The 24,634-nt window shown below is 63.8% G+C and carries 22 protein-coding genes and 3 pseudogenes; 14 read left to right on the forward strand and 11 right to left on the reverse strand.

Features of this window, described 5'->3' with window-relative positions; translation table 11 throughout:
- Positions 1-161 precede the first annotated feature (161 nt).
- Positions 162-2,165 carry a cyclic di-GMP phosphodiesterase gene (pdeR, locus tag BN2476_RS26955; protein ID WP_087737264.1) on the reverse strand — a complete coding sequence of 668 codons (2,004 nt, stop codon included), beginning with the start codon at positions 2,163-2,165 and terminating at the stop codon, positions 162-164.
- A gap of 311 nt (positions 2,166-2,476) precedes the next feature.
- Between pdeR and treA the strand changes: the two genes are divergently transcribed.
- The 3 genes from treA (at position 2,477) to BN2476_RS26970 (ending at position 5,080) form a co-directional block, all read left to right on the forward strand.
- On the forward strand, positions 2,477-4,138 hold the full coding sequence (treA, locus tag BN2476_RS26960; RefSeq protein ID WP_087737265.1) for an alpha,alpha-trehalase TreA: 1,662 nt from the start codon (positions 2,477-2,479) through the stop codon (positions 4,136-4,138).
- 157 nt (positions 4,139-4,295) lie between these two features.
- Positions 4,296-4,523 carry a hypothetical protein gene (locus BN2476_RS26965; protein WP_087737266.1) on the forward strand — a complete coding sequence of 76 codons (228 nt, stop codon included), beginning with the start codon at positions 4,296-4,298 and terminating at the stop codon, positions 4,521-4,523.
- Positions 4,523-5,080, forward strand: a complete 558-nt coding sequence (locus BN2476_RS26970) for a hypothetical protein (protein WP_087737267.1) — start codon at positions 4,523-4,525, stop codon at positions 5,078-5,080. The genes BN2476_RS26965 and BN2476_RS26970 overlap by 1 nt, the downstream gene beginning before the upstream one ends.
- Before the next feature lie 53 nt (positions 5,081-5,133).
- Here the strand turns inward: BN2476_RS26970 and BN2476_RS26975 are convergent, their stop codons facing one another.
- Positions 5,134-9,642 (reverse strand): DEAD/DEAH box helicase, encoded by a 4,509-nt coding sequence (locus tag BN2476_RS26975; RefSeq protein ID WP_087737268.1) that lies wholly within the window; start codon positions 9,640-9,642, stop codon positions 5,134-5,136.
- Positions 9,643-10,104: 462 nt separating this feature from the next.
- On the opposite strand from BN2476_RS26975, the gene BN2476_RS26985 reads away from it, so the two are divergent.
- The gene (locus BN2476_RS26985; RefSeq protein WP_087737270.1) at positions 10,105-11,166 is read left to right on the forward strand and encodes an aldo/keto reductase; all 1,062 of its coding nucleotides are present in this window, start codon (positions 10,105-10,107) and stop codon (positions 11,164-11,166) included.
- Positions 11,167-11,469: 303 nt separating this feature from the next.
- On the opposite strand, the gene BN2476_RS26990 is transcribed toward BN2476_RS26985, so the two are convergent.
- The 4 genes from BN2476_RS26990 to BN2476_RS27000 form a co-directional block, all read right to left on the reverse strand.
- On the reverse strand, positions 11,470-11,904 hold the full coding sequence (locus tag BN2476_RS26990; RefSeq protein ID WP_087737271.1) for a DUF3175 domain-containing protein: 435 nt from the start codon (positions 11,902-11,904) through the stop codon (positions 11,470-11,472).
- Between the two features lie 16 nt (positions 11,905-11,920).
- Positions 11,921-12,433 (reverse strand): PRC-barrel domain-containing protein, encoded by a 513-nt coding sequence (locus BN2476_RS26995; protein WP_087737272.1) that lies wholly within the window; start codon positions 12,431-12,433, stop codon positions 11,921-11,923.
- Between the two features lie 102 nt (positions 12,434-12,535).
- Entirely contained in the window at positions 12,536-12,673 is a 138-nt protein-coding gene (locus BN2476_RS47285) for a hypothetical protein (protein WP_162849267.1), read from the reverse strand.
- 221 nt (positions 12,674-12,894) lie between these two features.
- The gene (locus BN2476_RS27000) at positions 12,895-13,569 is read right to left on the reverse strand and encodes an HAD family hydrolase (RefSeq protein WP_087737273.1); all 675 of its coding nucleotides are present in this window, start codon (positions 13,567-13,569) and stop codon (positions 12,895-12,897) included.
- Here BN2476_RS27000 and BN2476_RS45730 point away from each other — a divergent pair.
- From BN2476_RS45730 to BN2476_RS27010, 4 genes are all read left to right on the forward strand, one after another.
- The gene (locus BN2476_RS45730; protein ID WP_143811052.1) at positions 13,568-13,951 is read left to right on the forward strand and encodes a hypothetical protein; all 384 of its coding nucleotides are present in this window, start codon (positions 13,568-13,570) and stop codon (positions 13,949-13,951) included. The genes BN2476_RS27000 and BN2476_RS45730 overlap by 2 nt on opposite strands.
- A complete protein-coding gene (locus BN2476_RS27005; protein WP_087737274.1) occupies positions 13,938-14,216 on the forward strand; it encodes a hypothetical protein in 279 nt (92 codons plus the stop codon). The genes BN2476_RS45730 and BN2476_RS27005 overlap by 14 nt, the downstream gene beginning before the upstream one ends.
- Positions 14,217-14,307: 91 nt before the next feature.
- The gene (locus BN2476_RS45735; protein ID WP_143811053.1) at positions 14,308-14,493 is read left to right on the forward strand and encodes a hypothetical protein; all 186 of its coding nucleotides are present in this window, start codon (positions 14,308-14,310) and stop codon (positions 14,491-14,493) included.
- Between the two features lie 226 nt (positions 14,494-14,719).
- Entirely contained in the window at positions 14,720-15,010 is a 291-nt protein-coding gene (locus BN2476_RS27010; RefSeq protein ID WP_087737275.1) for a hypothetical protein, read from the forward strand.
- On the opposite strand, the pseudogene BN2476_RS48505 reads toward BN2476_RS27010, so the two are convergent.
- Positions 14,998-15,531, reverse strand: a pseudogene (locus BN2476_RS48505) (hypothetical protein); the annotation flags it as partial. The gene BN2476_RS27010 and the pseudogene BN2476_RS48505 sit on opposite strands and share 13 nt — an antisense overlap.
- A gap of 219 nt (positions 15,532-15,750) precedes the next feature.
- Here BN2476_RS48505 and BN2476_RS27020 point away from each other — a divergent pair.
- The 3 genes and pseudogenes from BN2476_RS27020 to BN2476_RS27030 all read left to right on the forward strand — a co-directional run bounded on the left by BN2476_RS27020 (position 15,751) and on the right by BN2476_RS27030 (position 17,243).
- Positions 15,751-16,303: pseudogene (locus BN2476_RS27020) on the forward strand (type 1 glutamine amidotransferase domain-containing protein).
- Between the two features lie 56 nt (positions 16,304-16,359).
- A complete protein-coding gene (locus tag BN2476_RS27025) occupies positions 16,360-16,884 on the forward strand; it encodes a DUF4142 domain-containing protein (protein WP_087737276.1) in 525 nt (174 codons plus the stop codon).
- A 53-nt stretch (positions 16,885-16,937) separates the two neighbouring features.
- The gene (locus BN2476_RS27030) at positions 16,938-17,243 is read left to right on the forward strand and encodes a DUF1488 family protein (protein WP_438942902.1); all 306 of its coding nucleotides are present in this window, start codon (positions 16,938-16,940) and stop codon (positions 17,241-17,243) included.
- Positions 17,244-17,303: 60 nt separating this feature from the next.
- On the opposite strand, the gene BN2476_RS27035 is transcribed toward BN2476_RS27030, so the two are convergent.
- On the reverse strand, positions 17,304-17,588 hold the full coding sequence (locus BN2476_RS27035; RefSeq protein ID WP_087737277.1) for a hypothetical protein: 285 nt from the start codon (positions 17,586-17,588) through the stop codon (positions 17,304-17,306).
- A gap of 336 nt (positions 17,589-17,924) precedes the next feature.
- Here BN2476_RS27035 and BN2476_RS27040 point away from each other — a divergent pair, with 336 nt between their 5' ends.
- Positions 17,925-18,377, forward strand: a complete 453-nt coding sequence (locus tag BN2476_RS27040) for a PA2169 family four-helix-bundle protein (RefSeq protein WP_087737278.1) — start codon at positions 17,925-17,927, stop codon at positions 18,375-18,377.
- 87 nt (positions 18,378-18,464) lie between these two features.
- Here BN2476_RS27040 and BN2476_RS27045 read toward each other — a convergent pair whose 3' ends face one another.
- Complete coding sequence (locus tag BN2476_RS27045) at positions 18,465-18,803, reverse strand: BON domain-containing protein (RefSeq protein ID WP_087737279.1); 339 nt, start codon at positions 18,801-18,803, stop codon at positions 18,465-18,467.
- A 482-nt stretch (positions 18,804-19,285) separates the two neighbouring features.
- Between BN2476_RS27045 and BN2476_RS27050 the strand changes: the two genes are divergently transcribed.
- Positions 19,286-20,761, forward strand: coding sequence for an RNA polymerase factor sigma-54 (locus BN2476_RS27050; RefSeq protein WP_087737280.1), 1,476 nt, complete (start codon positions 19,286-19,288; stop codon positions 20,759-20,761).
- A 74-nt stretch (positions 20,762-20,835) separates the two neighbouring features.
- On the opposite strand, the gene BN2476_RS27055 is transcribed toward BN2476_RS27050, so the two are convergent.
- Positions 20,836-22,008, reverse strand: coding sequence for a TIGR03118 family protein (locus tag BN2476_RS27055; protein WP_087737281.1), 1,173 nt, complete (start codon positions 22,006-22,008; stop codon positions 20,836-20,838).
- Positions 22,009-22,227: 219 nt separating this feature from the next.
- Positions 22,228-22,547, reverse strand: a pseudogene (locus tag BN2476_RS27060) (FUSC family protein); the annotation flags it as partial.
- A 391-nt stretch (positions 22,548-22,938) separates the two neighbouring features.
- On the opposite strand from BN2476_RS27060, the gene BN2476_RS27065 reads away from it, so the two are divergent.
- A complete protein-coding gene (locus BN2476_RS27065) occupies positions 22,939-24,531 on the forward strand; it encodes an MFS transporter (protein ID WP_087737295.1) in 1,593 nt (530 codons plus the stop codon).
- Positions 24,532-24,634 lie beyond the last annotated feature (103 nt).

A 24,634-nucleotide genomic window follows, 5' to 3' on the forward strand; every position in this document is an offset into this window, starting at 1 on the left:
GAGTCGCGCATTCGGCGCAGACGCAATCGACACAGAAGCAATCGACACAGCAGTCATCGACGCAGCAGTCAGGCAGTACGCAGCATGCATTCTGCAGTAGCCAGCCGCGCGAGCGGCCGACAGGCAGGTGATCCGTCGGGTCGAGCAGACTTTTCGGGGGTTCAGGCGATCAACCGGATCTTCTGCCTGTCATTTAGCCAGCGCTCGAAATCGGCCGCGGGCATCGGCTTGCCGTACAGATAGCCCTGCACGTACTCGACGCCCAGTCCCTTCATGAACAGTTCTTCCGATTCCGTCTCGATTCCTTCGGCGACCACCTTCAGTTGCAGCGCCTGCGCGACGGCCACCATCGAGCGCACGAGCGCCTGAGACTTCCTGTCCGCGTTGATCGAACTCACGAAACTGCGATCGAGCTTGATCACATCGAGCGGAATACGCCCCAGTTGCGACAGCGACGAATAGCCGGTGCCGAAATCGTCCAGATGGACCTGCGCGCCGAGATCGCGGAATTGCGTGATCAGGCCGATCGCGGCCGCTTCGTCTTCGATCAGGCAGCTTTCCGTCAGTTCGATATCGAGCAGGCACGGATCGAGTTTCGCGTTTTGCAAGGCCTCGTTGAAATGCGACACGATGGCCGTATCCACCAGTTGCCGCGCCGACACGTTGATCGCAACACGCAGCGACAGTCCACGCGCCTTCCATTGCGCGGCCTGTTCGGCGGCCGTCTGCATGACCCAGCGGCCGAGCGGCCCGATGAGTCCCGACTCTTCCGCATAACGGATGAACGCGGCGGGCATGATCTGCCCGCGCTCGGGCGAATTCCAGCGCACCAGCGCCTCGACGCCGTACACCTTGCCCGTCGCGAGCGAGAGCTTGGGCTGATAGTGCAGCGTCAGCTGGCCTTCTTCGAGCCCGCGCCGCAGGTTCGTGTCGAGCCACATGTATTCGGCGACCTTGCGGTTCATCTCCGGCGAGAACACGCGATAGGTGCGCTTGCCGTCGTCCTTGGCAACGTACATCGCGGTATCGGCGGCGCGGATCAGCGCTTCGAGGCTGTCGCCGTGCTCGGGGAACATCGCGATGCCGATCGAGCAGCCCGTATAGACCTCGACGAGCCCGAGGCTGAACGGCGTGCGCAGCCGTTCGAGGATGCGTTGCGCGATCGCTTCCATCGACTCGACCGTCGCGAGGGGCGAGAGCACGATGAATTCGTCGCCGCCGAGGCGCGCGAGCACGTCGTCCGCGCCGAGGCATTGACGAATGGCCGATGACACGTCCTGGATCAGCCGGTCGCCGAACACATGGCCGTAGTGATCGTTGACCTTCTTGAAGTTGTCGAGATCGAGAAACAGAATGCCGACGGAGACGCCCGGCGCCGCGCTCGCGATGGCCGTGCGGGTCTTGTCGTGGATCGCGTTGCGGTTGGGCAGGCCCGTCAGCGAATCGGTGTTCGCGAGCTCGGTGAGACGGTCCTGCGCGCGGCGCTCCTCGGTGATGTCGGTGCCGGAGCAGATCAGGAACTGCTCGTCGACGCCGCTGCCGCTCATCACGAACTTGTTGCGAAAGAGAAAGAGCCGTTCGCCGTGCACGGTGCGCACGCGGCGCTCCACTTCATACGCGACACCGCGATTGAAAAAGCCCGAAATGTTCTGGCTCGACGCCGCGCCCGCTTCCGACGACATAAAGAGCGCCCACACGCTGCGCCCGATCACGTCTTCTTCCTTCATGCCTGTGAGTTCCTCGGCGAGACGGTTGAAGCGCTGGATGCGGCCGTTCCTGTCGACGATCACGACGACGGAATTGACTTCCGACACGACCTGTTCGGCGAACGACAGGCCGTGCACCAGATCGCGCGCGACCGACTCCGTGTCCTCGAACGCCGATGCGGTGCCCGCCCAGGTGCTGCCGTTGAGCTTCTTGCCGACGAGATGCAGCCGCAGCGGCTCGCCGTGCAGGCGCACGTCCATCGTCAGGTGCGACGTGACGCCCGTTAGCTCGCGAATCTGCGCGGCCTGGCTGCCGGATAGCGCGATCGCGACAGTGGCTGCACGGTCGTCCGTTTCCGGCGACAGCTCGAGCGCGTTGCTGTCGCTGGACAGGCGCCAGCATGGGCTGCTCGTTCCGAAGCGGGCGAAAAGCACCTGATCGTGTTGGCCGTCGTTCATGAGGGATCCCTGGGCAAACCGTTGCCTTCAGTCGAACTCCGAATGTGAGTACAGCACACGGGCGGTAAAGCGTCGTATGGGCTGCGCTTCATTGTATCGAAGCGGCGGGGCTGCGGCCCCGAATCTATTAACGACCCTTCACAAGCCATTCTTTAATCAGAATGCATGGAATTTATGCCCTTCTAACGAACCGATTCCGCAAGCGTTGACGCTCGATTGCGCGGGCATGTGCTCGTGTGCGATGCTCGCAAGGCGATAAGAAAGCGCGACGGCAGACCAGACCGGTTGTCCACCTTTCCGAGGAGGGAGACATGAGTATGCTGTCGTGTGTGCCATGCAGGTCTGTCCAGAACGACCATTCAACCGCCATTCCGTCGACGACGGTACGTCGCGCGATCGCGTTGTCGGGCTTCGTGCTGTTCGCCGGTTTCGCGCGCGTGGCGAGCGCCGATACGCAGATCGGCGGGCCGCTTCCGCCACCGCCCGACCAGTTGTATGGCGACCTGTTCGTCGCCGTGCAAACCGCGCAGATCTATCCCGACCAGAAGACTTTCGTCGACGCAACCCCGAACGCCGATCCCGCAACGATCGTGCAGTTATATGACGCGCATAAGAACGATGCTGGCTTTTCGCTGGCGGACTTCGTCAACAAGTACTTCACGCCGCCTTCCGAGCCGGTCATCACGCCGCCCGCGAATCAGTCGCTGCGCGATCACATCAACTGGCTGTGGCCCGCGCTCACGCGCACGACGACGAGCGCGCCGCCGTACAGCTCGCTGATTCCGATGCCGAAACCCTATGTCGTGCCGGGCGGGCGTTTTCGCGAAGGCTACTACTGGGACACGTATTTCACGATGCTGGGCTTGCAGGAGTCGGGTCATGAAGATCTCGTCGACAACATGCTCGACAACTTCGCGTACATGATCGACACGTACGGCCACATTCCGAACGGCAACCGCACGTACTATCTGAGCCGCTCGCAGCCGCCGTTCTTTTCGTACATGGTCGAACTCGCGGCGAAGGTCGAAGGCGGGCGCGTCTATCAGAAGTACCTGCCGCAGATGCGCAAGGAGTACACGTACTGGATGCAGGGTGCGTCGACGACGAAGCCCGGCGACGCGACGCGCAACGTCGTCGTGCTGCCGGACCATACGGTGCTGAACCGCTATTGGGACGAACTCGACACGCCGCGCGACGAGTCGTATCTCGAAGACGTGCAGACGGCGCAGCAGGCGACGGGCCGCACGCCGGGCGACGTGTACCGCGATCTGCGCGCGACGGCGGAAAGCGGCTGGGACTTCAGCTCGCGCTGGTTCGGCGACAACATGAACCTGACGACGGTACGCACGACGGCGATCATTCCCGTCGATCTGAACAGCCTGATGTTCCATCTGGAGACGACCATCGCGCGTGGCTGCTCCGAGGCGCGCGACTTCGGATGCGTCGTGCAGTTCATCGGCAAGGCGGCGAAACGTGCCGAGGGCATCAACCGGTATCTGTGGAACAGCAAGGGGTACTACGGCGATTACGACTGGAAGCTGGCGAAGCCGCGCGACAAGCAGACGCCCGCAATGCTGTATCCACTCTTCGCGGGCGCAGCGTGGCCGGATCGCGCGCAGAAGACCGCGAATGTCGTCGCGGCCATCCTGCTCAAGCCAGGCGGCCTGACGACGTCGACCTATGACACGACCCAGCAATGGGACGCGCCGAACGGCTGGGCGCCGCTGCACTGGATCGCGATCGAAGGCCTCACGCGCTATGGGCGCCGCGATCTCGCCACGCGGATCGGCACGCGCTTTCTCGCTGACGTGAAGAACGTGTATGCGAAAGAGCAGAAGCTGGTCGAGAAGTACGTCGTCGAAGGATCGGGGACGGGCGGTGGCGGTGGTGGCGAGTATCCGTTACAGGACGGCTTCGGTTGGACCAATGGCGTGACGCTCAAGCTGCTCGACATGTACAGTCCGGGCGAATAAGCCGAAAACGGAAGCGCCGACGGGCACGGCGAGCGGGTGACGTCGCCGCGCCCACTTCTTTCCTACAAATTTTGACGTTTAGAAATCCATACGAATTTGCCTCTAGTGGTAGCATCTTTGTTCACGCGGAAACGCATCAACGAGACTCGGGAGGCATATGACAAGTGGAGCGACGATCGGTGATGCGCTGATCGAACTGATCGATTTCGCCCGCTCGGAGCCGCTTGTTTTTCTCGAAGTGATGCTGCCGTTGCTGATAGCGGGCCTGTTCGTTTCATTCTTTATTTTCCGGATCATCATCGACCCCGTCGGGCTACAGAAGTCGGAATACGACGGAGTGCGCAAGGTCATGAGCCGACATTTCCGAAGGAGTGCGTCGAAATAATGGAATACTTCGATTTGCTGCGCTTTTGCGCCACAGTGGCCGTTTGCGCCGCCGTCTACCTGCTGCTGGCGAGGCGCCTCGCCGATGCCGTGCATCCCATGCGGCTCGAGCTCGCGCGCGAAGGCGAAGCGCTGCTCGCGGCGGGCAGGTTGCGTGATGCCGACGCCGATTACGTCCGCTTCTGCCTCGACAACGCGTTCAACGGCATGGTCGCGTTCTGGGGCGTGTTGCTGATGCCGTTTCTGAGCGCATGGATAATCGCTGGTCTGTGCTTGCCGCACACGGACACGGCCTTCAGAACTATTCCGCATCCACGCGTCGAGCCGCGCGCGCGTGGCACAAGCCCAGTCGATCCCATCACCGACCTGTTCTGCCGCTCCGCGTTTGCTGCGAATCCTATGTGCGGCGTCATCGTCGTCGCGCAGATGGGAATCGTCGCGGCGATCGTCGTGCTGATGACAGGACAGTTGAGATCAGCGAAGTCGCTGTCGCGTGCTGTCGTCGACGCCGAAAGCGCGGTGCGCGCGCGGCTGCGTTTCGGCGCGCGGGCCACTTGACGTACGCGTTCGCGGCCATCGCCGTTTGAGTGCGGCGCGCGACGTCGCCGCGCTCAATATCGCCGGGCGAGCCGCATGCGCATCAGCTGTTTCGTCTCGCCGTCGGCGTCGGGCGGGAGATTGAACTCGCCGGAAACGAGTGACGCGACGGGCACGCCATCGCGATACAACACGCGGTTGCCCGCCAAGGCCGGCACCTTGTTGCCCGGCAACAGGGTGCCCACAAGGTTCAACGGATCGGTGCCCGCGACGCACACATAGGCGCCATCGTTCGCATGCCGCCGCACTTCGCGCAGCAGCGGAATCGCTTCCGGCAGCGCGAACTGTTCGCCGGCGAGTCCGTTCACGAAGCGCCCGCCACGCACCTGGCCACGCGCTTCGAGCCGTTGATACACGCGCAGCAGGTCGCGCCATGGCGGCAGCCATTCGGCTTCGCGTTCAAGCACCCGCCAGAACACGACACCATATCGCCGCAACAGTGCCATCGCGATATGTTCGAGCACGTCCGGCGCGAGCTGCTGCGGACGGCGCGCTGGCGACGCAGCGGGCGCATCATCTGCCGCGTCTTTGGCCACTGAGGCGGGCCGCCGCAACAACGCCCAGCGTCCCGCGTCGTCCATGCCGCCGATCAGCGCGCCCGCGCCGCGCGGGCGTCGGCTCGGATAGTACGACGCGTTGCGCTTCGCGACCGGCTTGAGCAGCGCGCGCAGACCCGCAAAGCTGTCCGAATTGACGAGTCCCGCCGCGACCAGTTCGCCGAGCGCATTCTCTAGTTCGACGCGCAGCAGATGCACATCCGTCAGCAGCTCGTCGAAGAACATCGCGCCGTGCTGCGTCAACTCGTCGAACACGAGTTGTGCTTTCGACGACAGTTCCGGCTGCTTCGCCGGATCGATCAGCGCGCTCCACACGGGCAACGCGCGGCGCGGCAACAGCACGATGGGCGTGCTGCGCACGGGCGCGCTTGCGCCGCGCGCGCGTTCCGTGAGCCGCGTCCAGACGATCTTGCCCGAGCGGCAGAACTCGTCGAGCGATGTGATCGAATAATCTTTTAGCCGCGCGGGCAGGATGTCTTCCTCCCACGCGCCCGCCGCCGCCTGGAATCCCTCCAGCTGATCGAGCACGGCCGCGAGCGCATCGCGCCCTTCGCCGCGCGTATCGGGCGTGACGCGCTGCCATTCGAACAGAAAGCGCATGAAGTCGTTCCGCTCGACAGGCTCGATCTCCCGTCGCAAGCGCCGAACCGTATAGCGATGAATGCGCGCGAGCAGATGCCGTTCGCACCATTCCTCGTCGGCCGCGCGGGGCGTGAAACGGCCGCGCATCACGTAGCCTTCGGCTTCGAGCCGTGTCAGCGCCTGCGCGACCGCCGATGCGGGCAACGCCAGCGCGCGCGCAATCGCCGACAACGGCAGCGGCCCGAAGCCCGTGAGCCGCGCGCGGATCACGTCGACCAGCGCGTCGTCTTCCGTCCAGGCGTCGTCGAAACCTTTGGGCGCGCGAATGGCCGGTTCGATTTCGGCGTGAGGATAGATCGCGCGCAGGCATGTCAGGCGTTCGGCGGGCAGCCATAGCGCATCGTGCTGCGCGATCTGCATGCGCGTCGCGTGCCCCGTCTTGGCCAGCCCGGACAGCCACGCGCTCCAGTCTTCTTTGCGCTGCGCCTCGGCTTCCGTGATGCACGCAAGACCCGTCAACGCTTCGTGCATTTCGTCGATGTCGCGCGCTTGCGGCCACGCTTCTTCAGCGACGCTCGCAATCGCGTCGGCATCGAGCGCGCCGAGGTCGTCGGCGGATTCGGGGCCGCTCGCGTAGCGGCGATTCAGCACGGCCCGGGTGCGGCGCTCTTCGATGGGCGCATCGTCGAGAAAGGCATAGGGCCTGGCCGTCAGTATCTCGGCTGCAAGCGGCGACGGCGCCGGCAAATCGCGGCTCACGAGCGCGATCTCGCCTTGTTCGATACGCCGCAGCAGCGCGAGCCACGCTTGCGTATCCATCGCATCGTGCAGGCAGTCATCGACGGTCTGATCGACGAGCGGGTGACTCGGCAGCTCTCGCTCGCCGACGATGTTTTCAAGGCACGCGGCCTGATCGGGAAACACGGTCGCGAGCAGATCGTCGCTGCGCATGCGTTGCAGTTGCGGCGCCGTCTTGCGGCCGCCCGTATAGCGCGGCAACGCGAGCGCCGTCGTCGCGTTCCAGCGCCAGCGCACGCCGAAGAGCGGCGCGTCGAGCAGCGCCTGGATCAGCACGTGCTCGGCCGTGGCCGAACGCAGATAGCGCCACACTTCGTCGAGCGCGAAGCTGTGCGCGCCCGTCAGCGACAGCACGATCGCGTCCTCCGTCGCGGCGGCCTGCAATTCGAAGTTGAACGTGCGGCAAAAACGCTTGCGCAGCGCGAGTCCCCACGCGCGATTCACGCGGCTGCCGAACAGCGTATGGATCACGAGTTGCGTGCCGCCCGATTCGTCGAAGAAGCGCTCCATCACGAGCGTGTCCTGCGTCGGCAGCGCGCCGAGCGTCTGACGTGCACGCGCCAGATACTCGACGATCTGCCGCGCGGCCGGCTGGATCAACCCCGTTCGCTCGACGAGCCACGCGATGGCGGGTTCGAGATCGAGCACGGCAGCGGGGCGCTCGGCGACGACGGCCGTCGGTTCGTCGCGAGAATCGGCGTACGCGTCGGCTGACGCTTCTTCGGGCGCGCGCAGCGTGGGCTTCGCATCAGCAACAGCCAATCGCCGCTCGATCTCGACTCGCAGACGCGCGACGCCCGCCGACAATTCGTCGCTGCGCCCGGGCGCTTCGCCGAGCCAGAACGGAATATTCGGCGGCTGACCTTGTGCATCCTCGACGCGCACACGGCCGCTTTCGACGCGCATGATCCGGTACGCCGCGTTGCCGAGCTGAAACACGTCGCCCGCGAGACTCTCGACCGCGAAGTCTTCGTTGACCGTGCCGATATTGAGCCCTTGCGGTTCGAGGATCACCGCGTAATCAGCGTTTTCGGGAATCGTGCCGCCCGATGTGACGGCATACAGCTTCGCGCCGCGCCGTCCGCGCAGCGTGCCGTTGACGGCATCGCGATGCACGTACGCCGCTCGCGGGCCGTGGCGGCTCGTGTAGCCCTCGGCGAGCATGCGCAGCACGGCTTCATATTGGTCGCGCTTCAGTTCGGCATATGGCGCGGCGTGCCGGAACAGATCAAAGAGACCGTCCTCGCTCCATTCGGCATTCGAGACCTCCGCGACGATCTGCTGCGCGAGCACGTCGAGCGGCGCGCGCGGGATATGCAGCAGGTCGAGTTCGCCGCGCCGCACGCAATCGAGCAGCGCCGCGCACTCGATCAGATCGTCGCGCGAAGCCGGGAAGAGTCGCCCCTTCGGCATGCCACCCACATGGTGTCCCGAGCGTCCGACGCGCTGCAAAAACGGCGCGATCGCGCGCGGCGAGCCCATCTGGCAGACGAGATCGACATCACCGATATCGATGCCGAGTTCCAGCGACGCCGTCGCGATCAGCACGCGCAGTTCGCCTCGCTTCAGGCGCTGCTCGGCGTCGAAGCGGTGCTCCTTCGCGAGCGACCCGTGGTGCGCGGCGACGGCATCCTTGCCGAGCCGCTCGGTCAGATGCCGCGCGACGCGCTCGGCCATCCGGCGTGTGTTGACGAACACGAGCGTCGTCCGGTGTTGCGCGACGAGTTCCGCGAGCCGGTTGTAGACCAGTTCCCACGCTTCGTTCGACATCACCGCTTCGAGCGGCACGGGCGGAATTTCGAGCGCAAGATCGCGCTCGCGCACATGGCCGACATCGACGATCGCGCAGTCGGCGGGCGCGCCGCTGTAGGCAGCGTTATCCGTCACGCCATCGAGGCTCGCGCCGCCGACGAGAAAGCGCGCGACGGCTTCGATCGGCTTTTGTGTCGCCGACAGGCCGATGCGCGGCAAGCGCCGGCCGCACAACGCGTCGAGCCGTTCGAGCGTCAGCGCGAGATGGCTGCCGCGCTTGCTGCCCGCCATCGCGTGAATTTCGTCGACGATCACCGTGCGCACCGTCGACAGCATCTTGCGGCCCGACTCCGAGCCGAGCAGCACGTACAGCGATTCGGGTGTCGTGACGAGAATATGCGGCGCGCGCTTCTTCAGCGCGGCGCGCTCCTGCTGCGTCGTATCGCCTGTGCGCACGGCCGTGCGGATGTCGAGCTCGGGCAGCCCGCTCTGCGCGAGCTCGCGCGCGATGCCTTCGAGCGGCGTCTGCAGGTTGATGCGGATGTCGTTCGACAGCGCCTTCAGCGGCGACACGTAGACCACCAGCGTTTCGTCGGGCAGCGTGCCGTCATGCGCAAGCCCGTCGCGCACGAGTTCGTCGAGCGCGGCCAGAAAGGCGGTCAGCGTCTTGCCGGAGCCCGTCGGCGCGGCGACGAGCGTATGCCGGCCGCTGCGGATCAGCGGCCACGCGGCGGCTTGCGCGTCCGTGGGCGCGGCAAAGGTCTTCTCGAACCAGCCCGCGACGGCGGGGTGGAAGTCGGCCAGCACGCGGGCGGCAGGGGAGGCGGAAGTCATGGGATCGAAGATGGGCGCGGCGCGGCATGTATCCACTGGTAGCCGCGCCCCGCAAGCGTTAGACCGCTTCAGTCTCGCAGGTTTCGCGGCTTCGTGCTGACAGCGCAATCGCAGAGGCGGCGCGGGGGCCTCGCTGCGAGCCGACGTGTTCATGGGAGCCTAAACGCAACTACCGGTCAGTCGCCGTCGCGTCCGCCCACTGCGGCGGCGGCGGCGCGACACCGGCAAGCGCCGATAGATGGAAAAGCAACCAGAGGTGGGCGGCCAGCAGCATCCAGAATATGCGATAAGAAACGACACCATCGTGTGCCGAACGAAAGCAAGAATGCATCGTCGATGCCGCATCGCACGAACGGAACCCGATGCCGCCGACCCAATGGCAACCCGCCAGCAGCATCCAGAGGCAACGAGTATCCTCATCGGCTGAGCACCGATTCATCACCCACGATGGAGTCTCGAACCATGCGATACAACCAGCTTGGCCGCACAGGCGTTTTCGTGTCGGAACTATGTCTCGGCACGATGACGTTCGGCGGCACCGGCGGCATCTGGCAGCAAATCGGCGATCTGCAGCAGAGCGACGCCGAACGCCTGATCGGCCGCGCGATCGACGCGGGCATCAATTTCATCGACACGGCCGACGTCTACTCGTCCGGCCTCTCCGAGCAGATCACCGGGCAGGCGCTCAGGAACCTGAAGGTGCCGCGCGACAGCGTCGTCGTCGCGACGAAGGTGTTCGGCCAGACGGGCGACTTTGCGAATGCACGCGGGGCGTCGCGCTATCACGTCATGGACGGCATCAAGGCGAGCCTGCAACGGCTGCAACTCGATCACGTCGACCTGTATCAGATCCACGGCTTCGATCCCGCGACGCCGATCGAAGAAACGCTGCGCGGGCTCGATTCGCTCGTGCAGCAGGGACATGTGCGCTATATCGGCGTGTCGAACTGGGCCGCGTGGCAGATCGTGAAAGCGCTCGGCATTTCCGAGCGGCTCGGGCTCGCGCGGTTCGACACGTTGCAGGCCTATTACACGATCGCGGGCCGCGATCTCGAACGCGAGCTCGTGCCGATGCTGAAGAGCGAAGGCCTCGGCCTGATGGTGTGGAGCCCGCTCGCGGGCGGATTGCTGAGCGGCAAATTTGGCCGCGAGCGGCAGGACGAAGCGGGCAGCCGCCGCGCGACGTTCGACTTTCCGCCCGTCGATCGCGAGCGCGCGTTCGATTGCGTCGACGTGATGCGCGCGATCGCCGAAGCGAAGGGCGTGTCCGTCGCGCAGATCGCGCTCGCGTGGCTGCTGCATCAGCGCGCGGTGATGAGCGTGATCGTCGGCGCGAAGCGGGTCGAGCAGCTCGACGACAACATCAAGGCGACCCAGGTCGAACTGAACGCGGACGATCTCGCGAAGCTCGACGAAGTGAGCCGCCTGCCGTCAGAGTATCCGGGCTGGATGCTGGAGCGTCAGGGCGATCCGCGCCGTCAGCAGATCGCCGAAACGCGCTGGGGCCGAGAACGCAACGGTTGAGTGTTCCGATCAATCCAGTTGCAGGCACATGACGCGGCGTGACGCCTCACGCCGCGTCATCATCGCACCCGTCTCATTGCAGCATGAACGTCTCGTACTCGAGCGAATCGAGCTTGCGGTCGAGCAGATAAAGACTGGCGAGCACCACGACGAGCGACGACGTCGCAAAGCCATAGCTATTTAAAAAGCGACGCTTTTTTCTATCGTTACGCGATCAGATACCGCCAGACCGTTTCATGCATGGGCCGTCACCACGCATGCAGGCAAGCAAGGGCATCGATGCATCGCGTCCCTGCGTCGATTTCATGGCGCGCGGCCGAACGCCTCGCGCAGTTTGCGCTTGGCCTCTTCGAGCGTGCTCTTGCGCGACTTCGGCAGATTGCGGCCTGCGCGGTTGATATAGAAGTTGAGCATCGACATCGCGGACTGGAACGGCGTGCCCTTGCGCCGCTTGCTGCGCGTCGACGAACGCTTGAGCGATTGCGCGATCTCTTCGGCGCTGCCCGTCTTGAAGATGTCCTTTTGAAGGTCCATCGCGTCGCTCGTTTCCATCACGTGATGCGACCAGTACTTCGACGTGCTTTTCGATGAACTCGTCGACGACGTTCGCGCGCGATGATGCGCGGCCTTCGCCTGCGTGTGCCGCTGGCGCGCCGGACGGCCGCCTTTCGTGCGCGTCGACGCGTGCGCGGCCGTCTTCTTCCCGCTCGACGTTTCACCGCGTTTGCTGGTAACCATCATGGTCCCCGATTTATCACAGCTTCACGCCGCCAGCTTCGGGCGCATCGGACGATCCGGCCTCGATATCGCCGACATCGAATTCGCCGTCGCCCGCGTTTTCGCGTTGGCTTCCATGCCAATAAGGCTCGCGTCCATAGTACTGATGCACCGACGTCGCCCATGTTGCGTCTGCCATTGACGGCCAGTGGTCCTTGTCGAAGCCCGGCGCGTTCTTCACTCTTTCGGTCGGCATGTCGAGCAGCAAGCACTTGCGGTCCACGTCGAGCGTGAGCGCGCTCCATGGAATCACGAGCAGCTTGTCGCCGATGCCGAGAAAGCCGCCGCTCGACAGCACCGCATACGCGATTCGTCCCGATCGCACGTCGAGCATGATGTCCTTGATCTTGCCGATATTGTTGCCATCGGCGCTCAGCACCTTGTCGCCATCGAACGTGGCGGCCGCCATCACTTCGGGGCCGGGGCCCGTCGACCGGCTGCGGCCCGCGCCGACGATATTCGCGCCTTGCGTCTGCTTCGCCATCGTCATGATCGTTCTCCGTCGTGGGTGCGCACACAGGCAGATTTGAGCAACAGCTATTCCTCGCGCCGTTGCGTTGGCGCGGCATACGTGAACGGTTCGACGAACGCTTCAGCCGTCCTCGCCGACTTCGACAGGATCGGGCAGTTCGGGCAGTTCCTTCGTGGTGTCGGGCGGCTGTGGCTGGCCGTGAGGCGCGTCGTCGGGACGGGGCGTGGAAGTATCGGCGGAGTCTTCTTCGCGGTTCATGATCTCTCTCCCTGTGTCGACCAGAGTTGGCGCTTGAGCTGTCGGCTGGAGTTGGTGCTTTAGCACTTACTCCAGCCCCATGCAGCGCGCCTTACTCTGGTCCCACGCGACATAATTTCGGTCGCGGAATGACACAAGCGCTGCACACGGCGTGCCACGTGCGCAGCACGCCGTGCAGTGTCGAACACGAAGAGAGCGATAGAGCGAAAGAGCGGCGCGAATCAGGGCCGCGCGGCGATTTCGTCGAGATGCTCGAGCAGATCGGCGGGGTCTTCATAGACGCGCAACGCGCCTGCGCGTTCGAGTTCTTCCTGACCGTAGCCGCCCGACAGCAGGCCCACGCCGAGCGCGCGGCAACGGCGCGCCGCGAGCATGTCCCAGATGCTGTCGCCGACGACGACGGCATGCTCGATCGGCACATTGAGTCGGTGCGCAGCGGCGACGAAGAGATCGGGGTCGGGCTTCGCGTATTTCACATCGTCGCGTGTGACGACGACTGTCTTCGACGGATCGACGCCCAGGGCTTCGAGGTTCACGGCTGCCGTTTCCATCCGGCCGCTCGTCGCGATCGCCCATGGCGTGCCGCTTTCCGTCAGCGCGGCCAGCAACGCCTGCGCGCCCGGCAGAGGCCGCACTTTCGCATGCAGTTGCTTGTACGCGCGCGCATGCGCGCGGCGCAAGCGCTCGACGCGCTCCGTGCTCATGTCGCCGCCCGTTTCGCGTAGCAACTGATGCGTGAAGAGACCGCCGCTCATGCCGATCTTTCGATGAATGCGCCACACCGACAATTCGATGCCTTCTTCGTCGAGTGCTTCCTTCCAGGCGAGCACATGCTGATACACGCTATCGACGAGCGTGCCGTCAAGGTCGAACAGAAATGATGTGGATATGCGCATGGGCTTCTCCTTCGATCGAATGCGATCAGATGCAGTGGATGGAAAACCGGTAATCAAACGGACACGAAAGCCAACACGAAAGCGGGACATGCAATGCGAGCATCTCGATCCCTGGCGGCACAGCGCTCATATTGCGCCATTTATTGCACGAAAGATTTACGTCCGCTTTGTAAATATCAAAGCGCGTATGCGCGCGGCGCGGTTATTCATCGCGTATGGCGGCCCGAAGAACCGTGCCAGGCCTCATCCGGCCGTTTGCGCGCGGCTTCGCAGGGGCACACCGATTGCTGAACTCACGAGTGACGGCGCCAGGTTTTTTGGCGGCAGTCAACCGCATTCATTGATCACGTTTTTCAAGGAGCTAACAGATGAACAACCGTAAAGCATGGATCGTAGCGGCAACGCTCGCACTGTCGGGAGGCGCTTTTGCCCAGACGAGCGGGAGTAACAGCGGCGGTTCGGCGGGCGGTGGCGGCAATGGCGCCGGGATGAGTTCGTCCGATCAGACGGGGGCGGGCATGGCATCGTCGGGCACGCATGCGTCGAAAAAGATGCATCATAAGATGTCGAAGTCGCACAAGAAGTCGGCTACCGACACCACGAACATGCCGGGCGCCGACGCAAGCAGCGATACGAAGGGGCAATGACCCTTGAGTCCGTCCGGCGCGCGCCACTGCTTCGCGATGCGGGTGCGATGTGGCGCGATATGCCGGACCTTTAGCAAAGGCGGGAGGAATCATGACACAGCCAGGATGGAAATACGCGTTGCTCGCGATAGCGGTCGTGTCGATGTCACTAGGCGCGGCCTGCAAGAAGGCCGAGAATGCCAGCAGCGACACGGGCGCGGCAGGCAGCAGCATGGCCCCAGCCGCAGGCGCGATGAGCGCAAGCGGCGCGGCAGGGGCATCGGGCGCGAGCCAGTGACGTTTCGCGGAGTGATGGGGTACCTCGGGCAGCCCCGGGGTAATGAGGGAATCGAATCACGCCGCGTTCTTCATCGAGGACCTGAAGGGCGCGGCACAACGGGGGTACGTGGCGATCCGCGTTGCGGACAACGGGCGAATCAACGCCCGTCCCACTCGCGATCCGGCTTGCGCGGTAGAGCATCCACAACCGCGGCAACGGACACGCGCCCCATGGAGGTGATGTGATGCGTTCGAAAATTCACTATCAGAGCAACATCTGCGGTGGCGACTTCAAACACGTGAAGGACTGCTTCAATACATGGAAAACGCAGCCGCTCGTGTACCGGATGAACGAGCACATGTTCGAAGGCAAGCGCGAAGTCCGTCCGCTCGACGATCGCGTATTCGACAATGCCGAAGTCGCTCAACGCACGCTACTCCAAACATGCGGACCGAACGATCCGTACGCGCTGGCAGCGGAGATTCATGACGGCGAGCGCGATATGTGGCTCGTGATGGCCGCCTACGAGGAGTGACGCGGGCACGCATGCGCTCCACGCAGGGCGCATGCGTGCTTGTGTCGCTGACCTGAGGCCCAAACGAATACGAGTCGACGCTCAGGCCGTCTTTCGAGCACTCGCCTGCTTGTTCGTTCGCTTATTAGCGTGGTTATCGACCTGCTTGTTTGCCAGCTATTGGCCTGATTTTGCAGCGCGCCTGATTTTTTCTGCAGCATTGCGAGTCTCGCCCGCTCGACATCCGTCGATGTGGCTGATTTCGCGTTGCCGCTGTTTTTGCGCGCCCGGCGATTGGCAGCCGGTCGCTTTTTTTCGCCTTGCGCGAGCAGCGCCGCAAATGCCACCTCGTCGACTTTCATATGACGCCTCGCGCGCGGCGACGACAGTTCTTGCAGTTCGCCTGCTTCGAAAGCGGCAATCACTTCGGGATGGATGTAACAGCGCTTGCACACAGCGGGCGTGTTGCGCAACAGCGCGGCCACTTCCTTCACTGTCGCGACGACATGACGGTGTGCCTCTGCTGCGCTTTCGCAGATGACGTGGTTTTCTCGCGCGGCATCCCTTCGCGTGTGAGATCGCGCGCGACGCTCGCGCATATTTTCGGCAGCGCGCGTCCGAAGGCTGCCATGCGTTCGAACTCTATTGCCGCAACACGTGGGCACCGAACTTGCTCGCCTGATCAACGAACGCCCGGCCGCGTGTTCGCGTGCTGGCAGGACGAACAAGGCAGCACCCGGATAGTGAGGGAGGGCGAATACATGGCGAACGCACTCACGGGATGCAAGGTTGCGGTGCTCGCAGTCGACGGCTTCGAGCAGGCCGAGCTGATCGAGCCGCGCCGTGCGCTCACGGAAGCGGGAGCGACAGTACGCGTAATCTGCCAGAGGCGGAAAGATCCAGGGCTTCAGGCATGTCGACAAGGGCGGTTCCGTCGATGTCGATACGACATTCGACAAGGCGGCGCCGAACGACAACGACGCAGTGGTCCTGCCTGGCGGCGGCGTCGTGAACAGCGACGCGATCCGTCTGCTGCCGCAAGCGCAGGCGTTCGTCAAGGCGGCGGATCAGGCGAAGAAGCCAGTCGCCGTGATTTGTCACGGCGCGTGGCTGCCCGTTTCCGCCGGATTGATGAAAGGGCGCACGGTCACGAGCTGGCCGAGCCTGCAAGACGATATTCGCAACGCGGGCGGCACGTGGGTCGACAAGGAAGTCGTCGAGGACGGCAACTTCATCACGAGCCGCAAGCCCGGCGATATTCCCGCGTTCAACAGGACACTGATTGCGCAGCTGTCGAAGAAGAGGGCCGCGTGAGTTTCAGCGCGGCCATGCTGCGAGCGATCAGAGCAAGCGCTAAAGCGGAGAGACGCATGATTCATCGCCCATTCGTTCGAGCCGCCGTATTGCCCGCGCTCGTCGCGCTCGGCGCGGCGACGTGCGTCGTCAGCGCGCAGACGCAGCTGTCGCCGGGCGATCAGCAGTTCGTGCAGGACGCTTCGCAGGCGGGCGCCACGGAGATCGCCGCGAGCAAGCTCGCGCTGAAGAATTCTTCCGATCCGCAGGTGAGGAAGTTCGCGCAGCAGATGATCGCCGATCACATGCGGCTCGCGCGCAGTCTCGATGTCGTCGCCGCGGGCAAGGGTCTCGGCAAGGCGCCGGGCGCCGATTCGGCGCTGGTCGGCAAGCTGCAGGCGCTGAACGGCGCGGACTTCGACAACGCGTATATGGACGAGGTCGCGGTGGGCGGTCATCAGAAAGCAGTCGAACTGTTCCAGAAGGAGAGCGAAAGCGGCCAGGACGCGCAACTGAAGAGCGCGGCGACGCGCGCGCTCCCCGTTATCCGTCACCATCTCCAGTTGGCCCAGCAACTCGCGGATGCGCGAAAGGCATCGTGATGAACGGGATGATCAAGGTGTTCATGCCGCGTGCGGCATACGAGGACTCTCACATGCACATCACATTCACCGATGATGCTCCCGTATTCGATGGGTCGAGCCTGGTCGTGCGCTTTACCGCGTGCGTCGATGGCGAGCCTGTCGTATGCGCGATCACGGCCGAAGCGCTCGAAGATCACTTCGGCGCGGGCTCGCCGCTCGAAGGCGCGTTGATCGGCGCATACGAAAGAGGGCGTACCCGCATCCGTTCCGTCTGCGCCGAGGCGCTCGATGAGAACGGAGGCGAAAGCGTGATCCTGCATAGCGGACTGTTCCGTGTCGAAGGCATGGAACCGGATCGCAGGGCCAAGCCGCGCTAGTCGATACGGCGCGCGCCGCTTGCGCTGTTCTCGCGCGCACGGATGTAAAGCAGCCGGCGATCAGACCCAGCTGTCATTCACGCGCGGACGATGTGTGCGTTCTATTTCACGGTCGTAACCGTCGATGGGGTGTCGATCGCGTCGGGTTTCGCATGCTGCGCGCAACGTGACGCCGCGCGCTTCGTCGCACGTGGGCACTTCGCGAGTGGGCTGCCGTTGCGCTGTTCGCGTCCGCGCGGACGGAGTGGCTTTTACGGATGGCAGCGTATGGATGCGCACCTGCGCGACGACGGCTGAAGTGACGATAGCGACGAGGAGCAGACGCTCCGCGCTCCTGATGTTCATGGTGAGGCTCTCCCTTGTCGATGCTGGCCCTTATGTGTGATCTGAGATCGTGTAGTCGCCTCGCGTTTGCTGTCTGCGAAAGGCGTGAGAATGGGCCAGCGGTCAATGCAGCAACATGCGTGCCTCTATATCGGACCCTTATACGGCGCGGCTTTCAGCGCGATGGGGCACTGCGCGGCGCTTGATGCCTGCATCATTTACTCGCCGCATTGGAAAAGACGCCAGGCGATGCGAACAGCGTCGCCGCTACGTCTCGCTACCGCGCGGGCATGACGAGTGCATGCGTGAGCGTGTTTCATGCGTTAGCTGAAGCGTCACCTGAACGGGAGCGAAGTCATGACGACCAATGTCATTGCCGTGCTGAACGATCTGATCGAAATGTCGAAGGACGGCGAACGCGACTTCATGAAAGCAGCAGAGGAAGCGCAACATGCGAGCGTGAACGACGCGCTGCTCGAAAGCGCCGCGAGTTGCTCGCGCGGCGCGCGCGAACTGCAGGACCTCGTGTTGCAGCTAGGCGGCAGGCCCGAAAGCGGCGGCAGTGTGGCGGGCGCGCTGCATCGCGGCTGGCTCGATGTGAAGTCGGCTGTCGGCAGCCGCTCGGACCACGTGATACTCGCCGATTGCGAAAAGGGCGAAGGCGTCGCGAAGAAGCGGTTTCACGATGCGCTCGAGAAGGACCTGCCTGCCGATGTGCGCTCGGTCGTCGAGAGGCTGTATCAGGGCGTGCTGCAAAATCACGATCGCATTCGCGCGATGCGCGATCAGTACGCTGCAATGAAGAGCTGAAAAAAAATGGCCGCCCATGCAGACGGGCGGCCATGTTTCGCGAGCGCCGCGATCAGGTGACGATCGTCCGGCGGCGCCCCGCGGCGCTTATTCGGCCGCGATTTTCAGATGGTTTTTCACGCCCTTCACGCCGGACACGTTTTGCGCGACGTCCTGCGCGGTCGTCTTGTCCTCGGCGGACGGCACAGTTCCGCTGAGCCACACGATGCCCTTGCGGGTCTTGACGTGAATGTGCGTGGACTTCACGTTCTTCGCGCCGAGCAGTTCCGCCTTGACCTTGGTCGTCACCGTGCCGTCGTCGATGTGCTGGCCGATGCTTTCGGACGTTGCCGGCGGCGCGGACGCCGTGGTCTGCGCGGTAGCGTTCAGTGCGAATGCAACACATGCGATGCTGCTTGCGGCCTTGAGGAACGGGATAGTTTTCATGGTTTCTCCTTCTCGGTTGATGATCAGGGTTGCGGTCCTTTTGTCCATGCGATCGATTGCGGCCCTTGCCGCCGATGACCAGACCCAGGACCACTGCCGCCGCGGTTCCGTCTGGTACATCGCCGACCCGGGAGCGCAGCGCTGAGCCTCGCTCACGCAATGCGCACGGCGCGCCCCTTTGAGGCGCGCAGCAAGCGATGTGCCGCACCGCCGCATGCCTGCTGTCAACCTGCTTTCGAATTCGCGAGAAGCAACGCGAAACGCTTGTGGCAAGCCGCCAGGCGCCTCATCGGAAATGCGCCATGATTGGGTTCGAATTTCAGAGCATTTGTAAATTCGGCGCGCAAAGTGTTTATTGGATCGGCATTCGGAACGGACAAAGGCGAGTCAAAACAGACAGTTGCAAAACTTGGTACGACAGTTGCATGACCGCGTCCAACACACTGTCGACTCGTAGACTCGTACAAGGAAAGGAAGTCTGTATGCCGCCTTCAATTGAACTACGCGCAAAGCAATCGTTTGCGCTTACGCCGCGTCTGCAGCAGTCCGTGCGTCTGCTTCAACTGTCGTCGCTGGAATTCCAGCAGGAACTGCGCAACGCACTCGATACGAATCCCTTCCTCGAATACGACCCGACGGCTGCCGACGACCTCGCGACGAGCAAGACGGCGGACGGCACCACGGCCGATGGCGAAGCATTGCCCGCTGCCGAACGCGATACTGCGCTCGAAGGCTCGGCCCCGGAGTCGCCTGCGGAGACACCCGTTCCGTCCGACGACGGCGGCGGCGATTTCCCGGGCGACGGGTATGGCCGGGGACCGTCGCGCTACAACGGCGATTCGGAAGCCGCCGACCCGACCGAGTGGGCGCGCGCGCAGCCGACGCTGCATGAGCAGCTGCACGACGCGCTGCGCCTGTACCGGCTCGACGATCGCGATCGCGAAGTCGCGCGGCTCGTAATCGAAGCGCTCGATGACGACGGCTATCTGCGCCAGGACCTCGCCGACCTGACGGACGTCGTGGAGTTGGACCCTCCGCTGACGGAAGACGAGCTACTGGTCGCGTTGCGTCTCGTGCAGACGCTCGATAGTCCGGGGCTCGCAGCGCGCTCGCTGTCGGAGTGCCTGTCGCTGCAGCTCGATGCGATGCCCGCGGATACGCCCGCGCGCGATGTCGCTAAGCAGGTCGTGGAGCATCATCTCGACCGGCTTGCGCGGCGCGAGCATGCGGAGTTGCAGAAGCAGATCGGTTGCGATGCGGAGCAGTTGCGGATCGCCTGCGCGCTGGTGCGCAAGCTCGATCCGAAGCCAGGCAATTCGTATGGCCGCGCGGACGACAACTACATCGTCCCCGACGTGATCGTGCGCAACGTTCGCAACAAGTGGGTCGTGACCGTGAATCCCGCCGTGCTGCCGCGCGCGCGCATCCATCGGATGTACGCGGAACTGTTCGCGCAGTCGGCTGGCGCGAGCCGCTCGCCGCTTGCGCAGCAGTTGCAGGAAGCGCGCTGGCTGATCCGCAATGCACAGCAGCGCTTCGAGACGATTCAGCGCGTCGCCGAATGCATCGTCGCGCATCAGAGGCCGTTCTTCCAGTACGGCGAGATCGCGTTGAAGCCGCTCGTGCTGCGCGACGTCGCGGAAGAGCTCGGGCTGCACGAATCGACGATCTCGCGCGCGACGGGCAACAAGTACATGGCGACGCCGCGCGGCATCTTCGAGTTCAAGCATTTCTTCCCGCGCGAGCTCGGCACGGAGAGCGGCGGCACGTGCTCGGCAGCGGCCGTGCGCGCACTGCTGAAGGAAATGATCGCCGCGGAAAACACGCGCGATCCGCTGTCGGATGTCGCGCTTGCGAAGATGCTCGCGGACCAGGGTGTGCTCGTCGCGAGACGCACGGTCGCGAAGTACCGTCATCTGATGAAGGTGCCGCCTGCCGAGTTGCGTCGTCAGGTCTGACGTCAGGGTTCGAAAAAAAGACGGCCGCTCGTCGTGCGCGAGCGGCCGTCTTTTTCTTCACTGCTTGAAAAGCGCTACATGCCCGTGGTGGAACCTCCCGTCGAGCCCGTGCCTGTGCTCGATCCCGTGCTCGAGCCGGAGGTCGACGCCGGATTCAGATCGATCCTTCCGTAGACACCATTCGCTTCGGCATTCGGTCCCGCCGCGAAGAACAACGTGGTCGAAGGCTGGTTGCTGAGGTCGTTGCCGAACGCGAGGCCCCACAAGCCGTCCTGGACGATCGGGCTGCCCGTCGGACCATTGAGCGAGCCCATCGGTTGGCCCGTCGATGCGTTGAACGCGTGAATCAGGCCGTCGCCGAAGTTGCCGATCAGTATCGCGCCGCTCAGCGAGCCGAAGTTGGCGGGCGCCTGGGCGATGCCCCACGGCGCGTTCAACGTGCCACCCGTCGCGAAGTGCTGCTTGAGATTGCCTGCCGTATCGAACACATCGACCATGCCGAGTCCCGCGCCGGGGACGTCGTCGTGTTTTGCGGGGTCTTGCATCGCGAAAGTGACGAACAGGTTCGAGCCGATCGCCGCGATGCCGAACGGCGCGAAGCCTGCGGGAATCGCCGGATCGTGGAAGCCGCCTGGCATCGCGACCTTCGCGAAGTTGGTATCGAAGACGTCGATCTTGTTGTTATGGAAGTCGGTGGCATAGAGGAAGTTGGCGCCGTTGTTCGACGCGAGCGCGAGGCCCTTGTACACGGCGCCGCCCGTGCCGTCGTCGAACATGGTGAATGCGTTGGTCGGTCCGACGGCGGGCGCCCACGCGGTGATGGTGCCGCCTTCACCCGAGAAGATGAACGCGGCGATACCCGATTTGCCGTTCTGCGTGACGTTGAAGCTCTGCGTGCCGTTGAACACGATGCCCGTCGGCGATGCCGTACCGTTCTTGCCGTTGGGTATCGTGACCACCAGCGATTGCGGCACGCCGTTGCCGTCATAGAGCGTCGCGACATTGGTGCCGTTGTCAGCGACCCACGCGAAGCCTTTCGGATTGAACGCGACACCCCAAGGGTTCTTCAGATTCGGGTCGGTGTGCGCTGCGGGCACGGCGCCATCCGAGACGAGTGCCTTCACGGCGAACGACGACTGCACAGGCGGGCTGGGATTGTTCGAGCTGGAACCGCCGCCGCATGACACGAGCGTTGCCAGAGTGGCTGCGCACGCCGTGATGCCGAACACCTCGACTAGAGACTTCATGGCCGTACTCCTTGTTCCTGTTTTGTCCACAGGTCGTGACGGTCATTCAACGAGGAGGGCGTCGAGTTTATTCCTGCTCTACGCGGACATATTTCGCGCGTGATTTTCGATCGGTGAGGCAGGAGGATGGAAGGGCGTTGTGCAACGAACAGGAAGCCTGATTATTCCGTTCTTCTGATTGAAAGCGGAGGACACGGTCGCGTGTCCGTTGCGTCAGATTTACCCCTCGCGCTGATGCAGCGGAAAAATGAACATCGCCGCGCACTGGCCGGGCACGCCGCCGATCAGCGTCTCCGATGCGCGCGCTGCGAGCAGTGGCACCGAGTGTACACCGCTCGCCGCAAGCGTGATGATCAGCGTGCAAATGCGAACGCGCCGCATGCGACGTCGTAGTGCTCGGGCAGTGCCATCGCATAGACGATCATCGCCGGCGAGGCCGCACGCCAGATGACGAGCGGCGCGTGCTCCGCGACAGGCAGGCAGAGGATGCCGGGCGGCACGCCGACAAGCGCGCCGATGATACGTCGTCGCACGCGTTGCCGTGACAGGGCGATGCGCAGATGCCGTGTTGCGCCCGGCCGCCGTATTAGGGCCGCCGCCGCGCATTCGCCAGAGCAAACGCACAGGCATGGTCACGCGTCGCGCGATGGCTGGCCGTCTGCCTATGTTCGGAATGGCTACGGAAGTACGGGCAGGATCGGCGGCTGTTATCCGATTGCAATCCTGTCGAAAAGCGCACGCTGCCGTGCGCGAAAGAGTCGACATGTGCAGTCAGCTTAAAAGCTCTTTGCCATGCGTGAAACGGCTCACCGGCAAGAACACGCCCCGAGCAATTGCCTTGCTATTTTCAGGCGCGCGTACCACTCTGCATGAAGAGCACCGCCTGTTCGCATGTCCGCAATGGGCGCGTCCTTCCGGGTGGAGCACGCCATGATGTCCGCCATCGCCGTTCATGATCCTCACCGTCAATTGCTGCCGTTTCGCGAATCGCTGCTCGCGATGCTTGGCATCGCATTCGTTTCGATGCTGGTCGCGCTGGATCAGACGATTGTCGGCACGGCGCTGCCGCGCATCGTCGCCGATCTGAAGGGCTTCGATTTCTACGCCTGGGTCGCGACGTCGTACATGCTCGCATCCGTCATCGCGATCCCGATCTTCGGGCGGCTCGGCGATCTGTACGGGCGCAAGCCGTTCCTGCTCGCGGCGATCCTGTTGTTCACGCTCGCGTCGATGCTGTGCGGGCTCGCGACCAACATGCTGTTTCTCGTGGCCGCGCGCGGCTTGCAAGGCATCGGCGGCGGCATCCTGATCGGCACGGTGTTCGCGACGGTCGCCGATCTGTTTCCGGACCCGAAGCTGCGCCTGCGCTGGCTCGTGTTCGTCACGTCGTCGTTCGGCATCGCGAACATCGTCGGGCCGACACTGGGCGGCGTGCTCACGCAGATGCAGGGCTGGCGGCTCGTGTTCTTCGTCAATGTGCCCATCGGCGTGGTGTCGCTGGTGTTCGTTCAGCTGTTCGTGCCGAGACTGCGTCAGCTGAAGGAACGCGGGCCGATACAGCTCGACTGGCTCGGCGCATTCGTCGTCGCCGTGACGTTCGGCGCGCTGCAGCTGCTGATCGAATTGCTGCCGAAGGAGGGCATCAGCGGCACGACGATCGTGCTGTTCGCGATCACGACCGTCTGCGGCTTGACGCTGTACTTCTGGGAAAAGCGCATGGGCTATCCCGTCGTGCCCGTCGACGTGCTGCTCGACCGCAAGCTCGCGGCGCTGTTCGCGATGGCCGTGCTCGGCGGCTTTGCGCTGTTCTCGATGGTGTTCTATGTGCCGCTGCTGTTCCAGGGCGGCTATGCAATGTCGCCGCACGACTCCGGCATGCTGATCACGCCTTTGCTGCTCGGCACCACGGTCGGCAGCGTGCTGAACAACCGCATCGTCACGCGCATACGGCGCGCGAACGGCCTCATGTATATCGGCTTTGCGCTGTGCGTGATCGGCTGTCTCGCGCTCGTCGCGCTCAAGGGCAACGAGCCGCATATCGTATGGATGTCGTGCATGGGCTTGAGCGGACTCGGGCTCGGCCTGGTCGTGACGAATCTGACGATCTGCTCGCAACAGATCGTCGCACGCGATCATCTCGGCGCCGTGACGGCGCTGCTGCAATCGCTGCGTATCTTCGGCGGGATGCTCGGCACGGCGATCACGGGCGCGCTGCTCGGGCATCTCTATACGCAGGGCGTCAAGCGCTCGCTCGATTCGTATCAGGCGGCGCAATGGCTCAAGTCGTTCTCGAGTCCCGAAGTGCTGGTGGACCGCGCGGAACAGTCGGCGCTGATCGAACGGCTGGTGGCAGCCGGGCATACCGGCGAACCGATGATGCACATGGCGCGAGAAGCGCTCGTCGTGTCGATCCATATCGGGCTTGCCGTCGCGGCGCTGGCGGCGTTGATCGGGCTGTGCCTCGCGTGGTTCGTGCCCGCCGTGCAGGTCACGTATGCGGAGGCCGAAGCGCACGGCGCCTGACCTCGTGGCATTCGGGTTGTGATTCAGGTTGTATCGGGTTGCTTTCGCCGGGACGGGCGGCCGCTTTTGCTATGATGGCTGTATAGATATAAGGGCTATCCAC

It is taken from the genome of Paraburkholderia piptadeniae (genome assembly GCF_900007165.1).
GTDB lineage: Bacteria > Pseudomonadota > Gammaproteobacteria > Burkholderiales > Burkholderiaceae > Paraburkholderia > Paraburkholderia piptadeniae.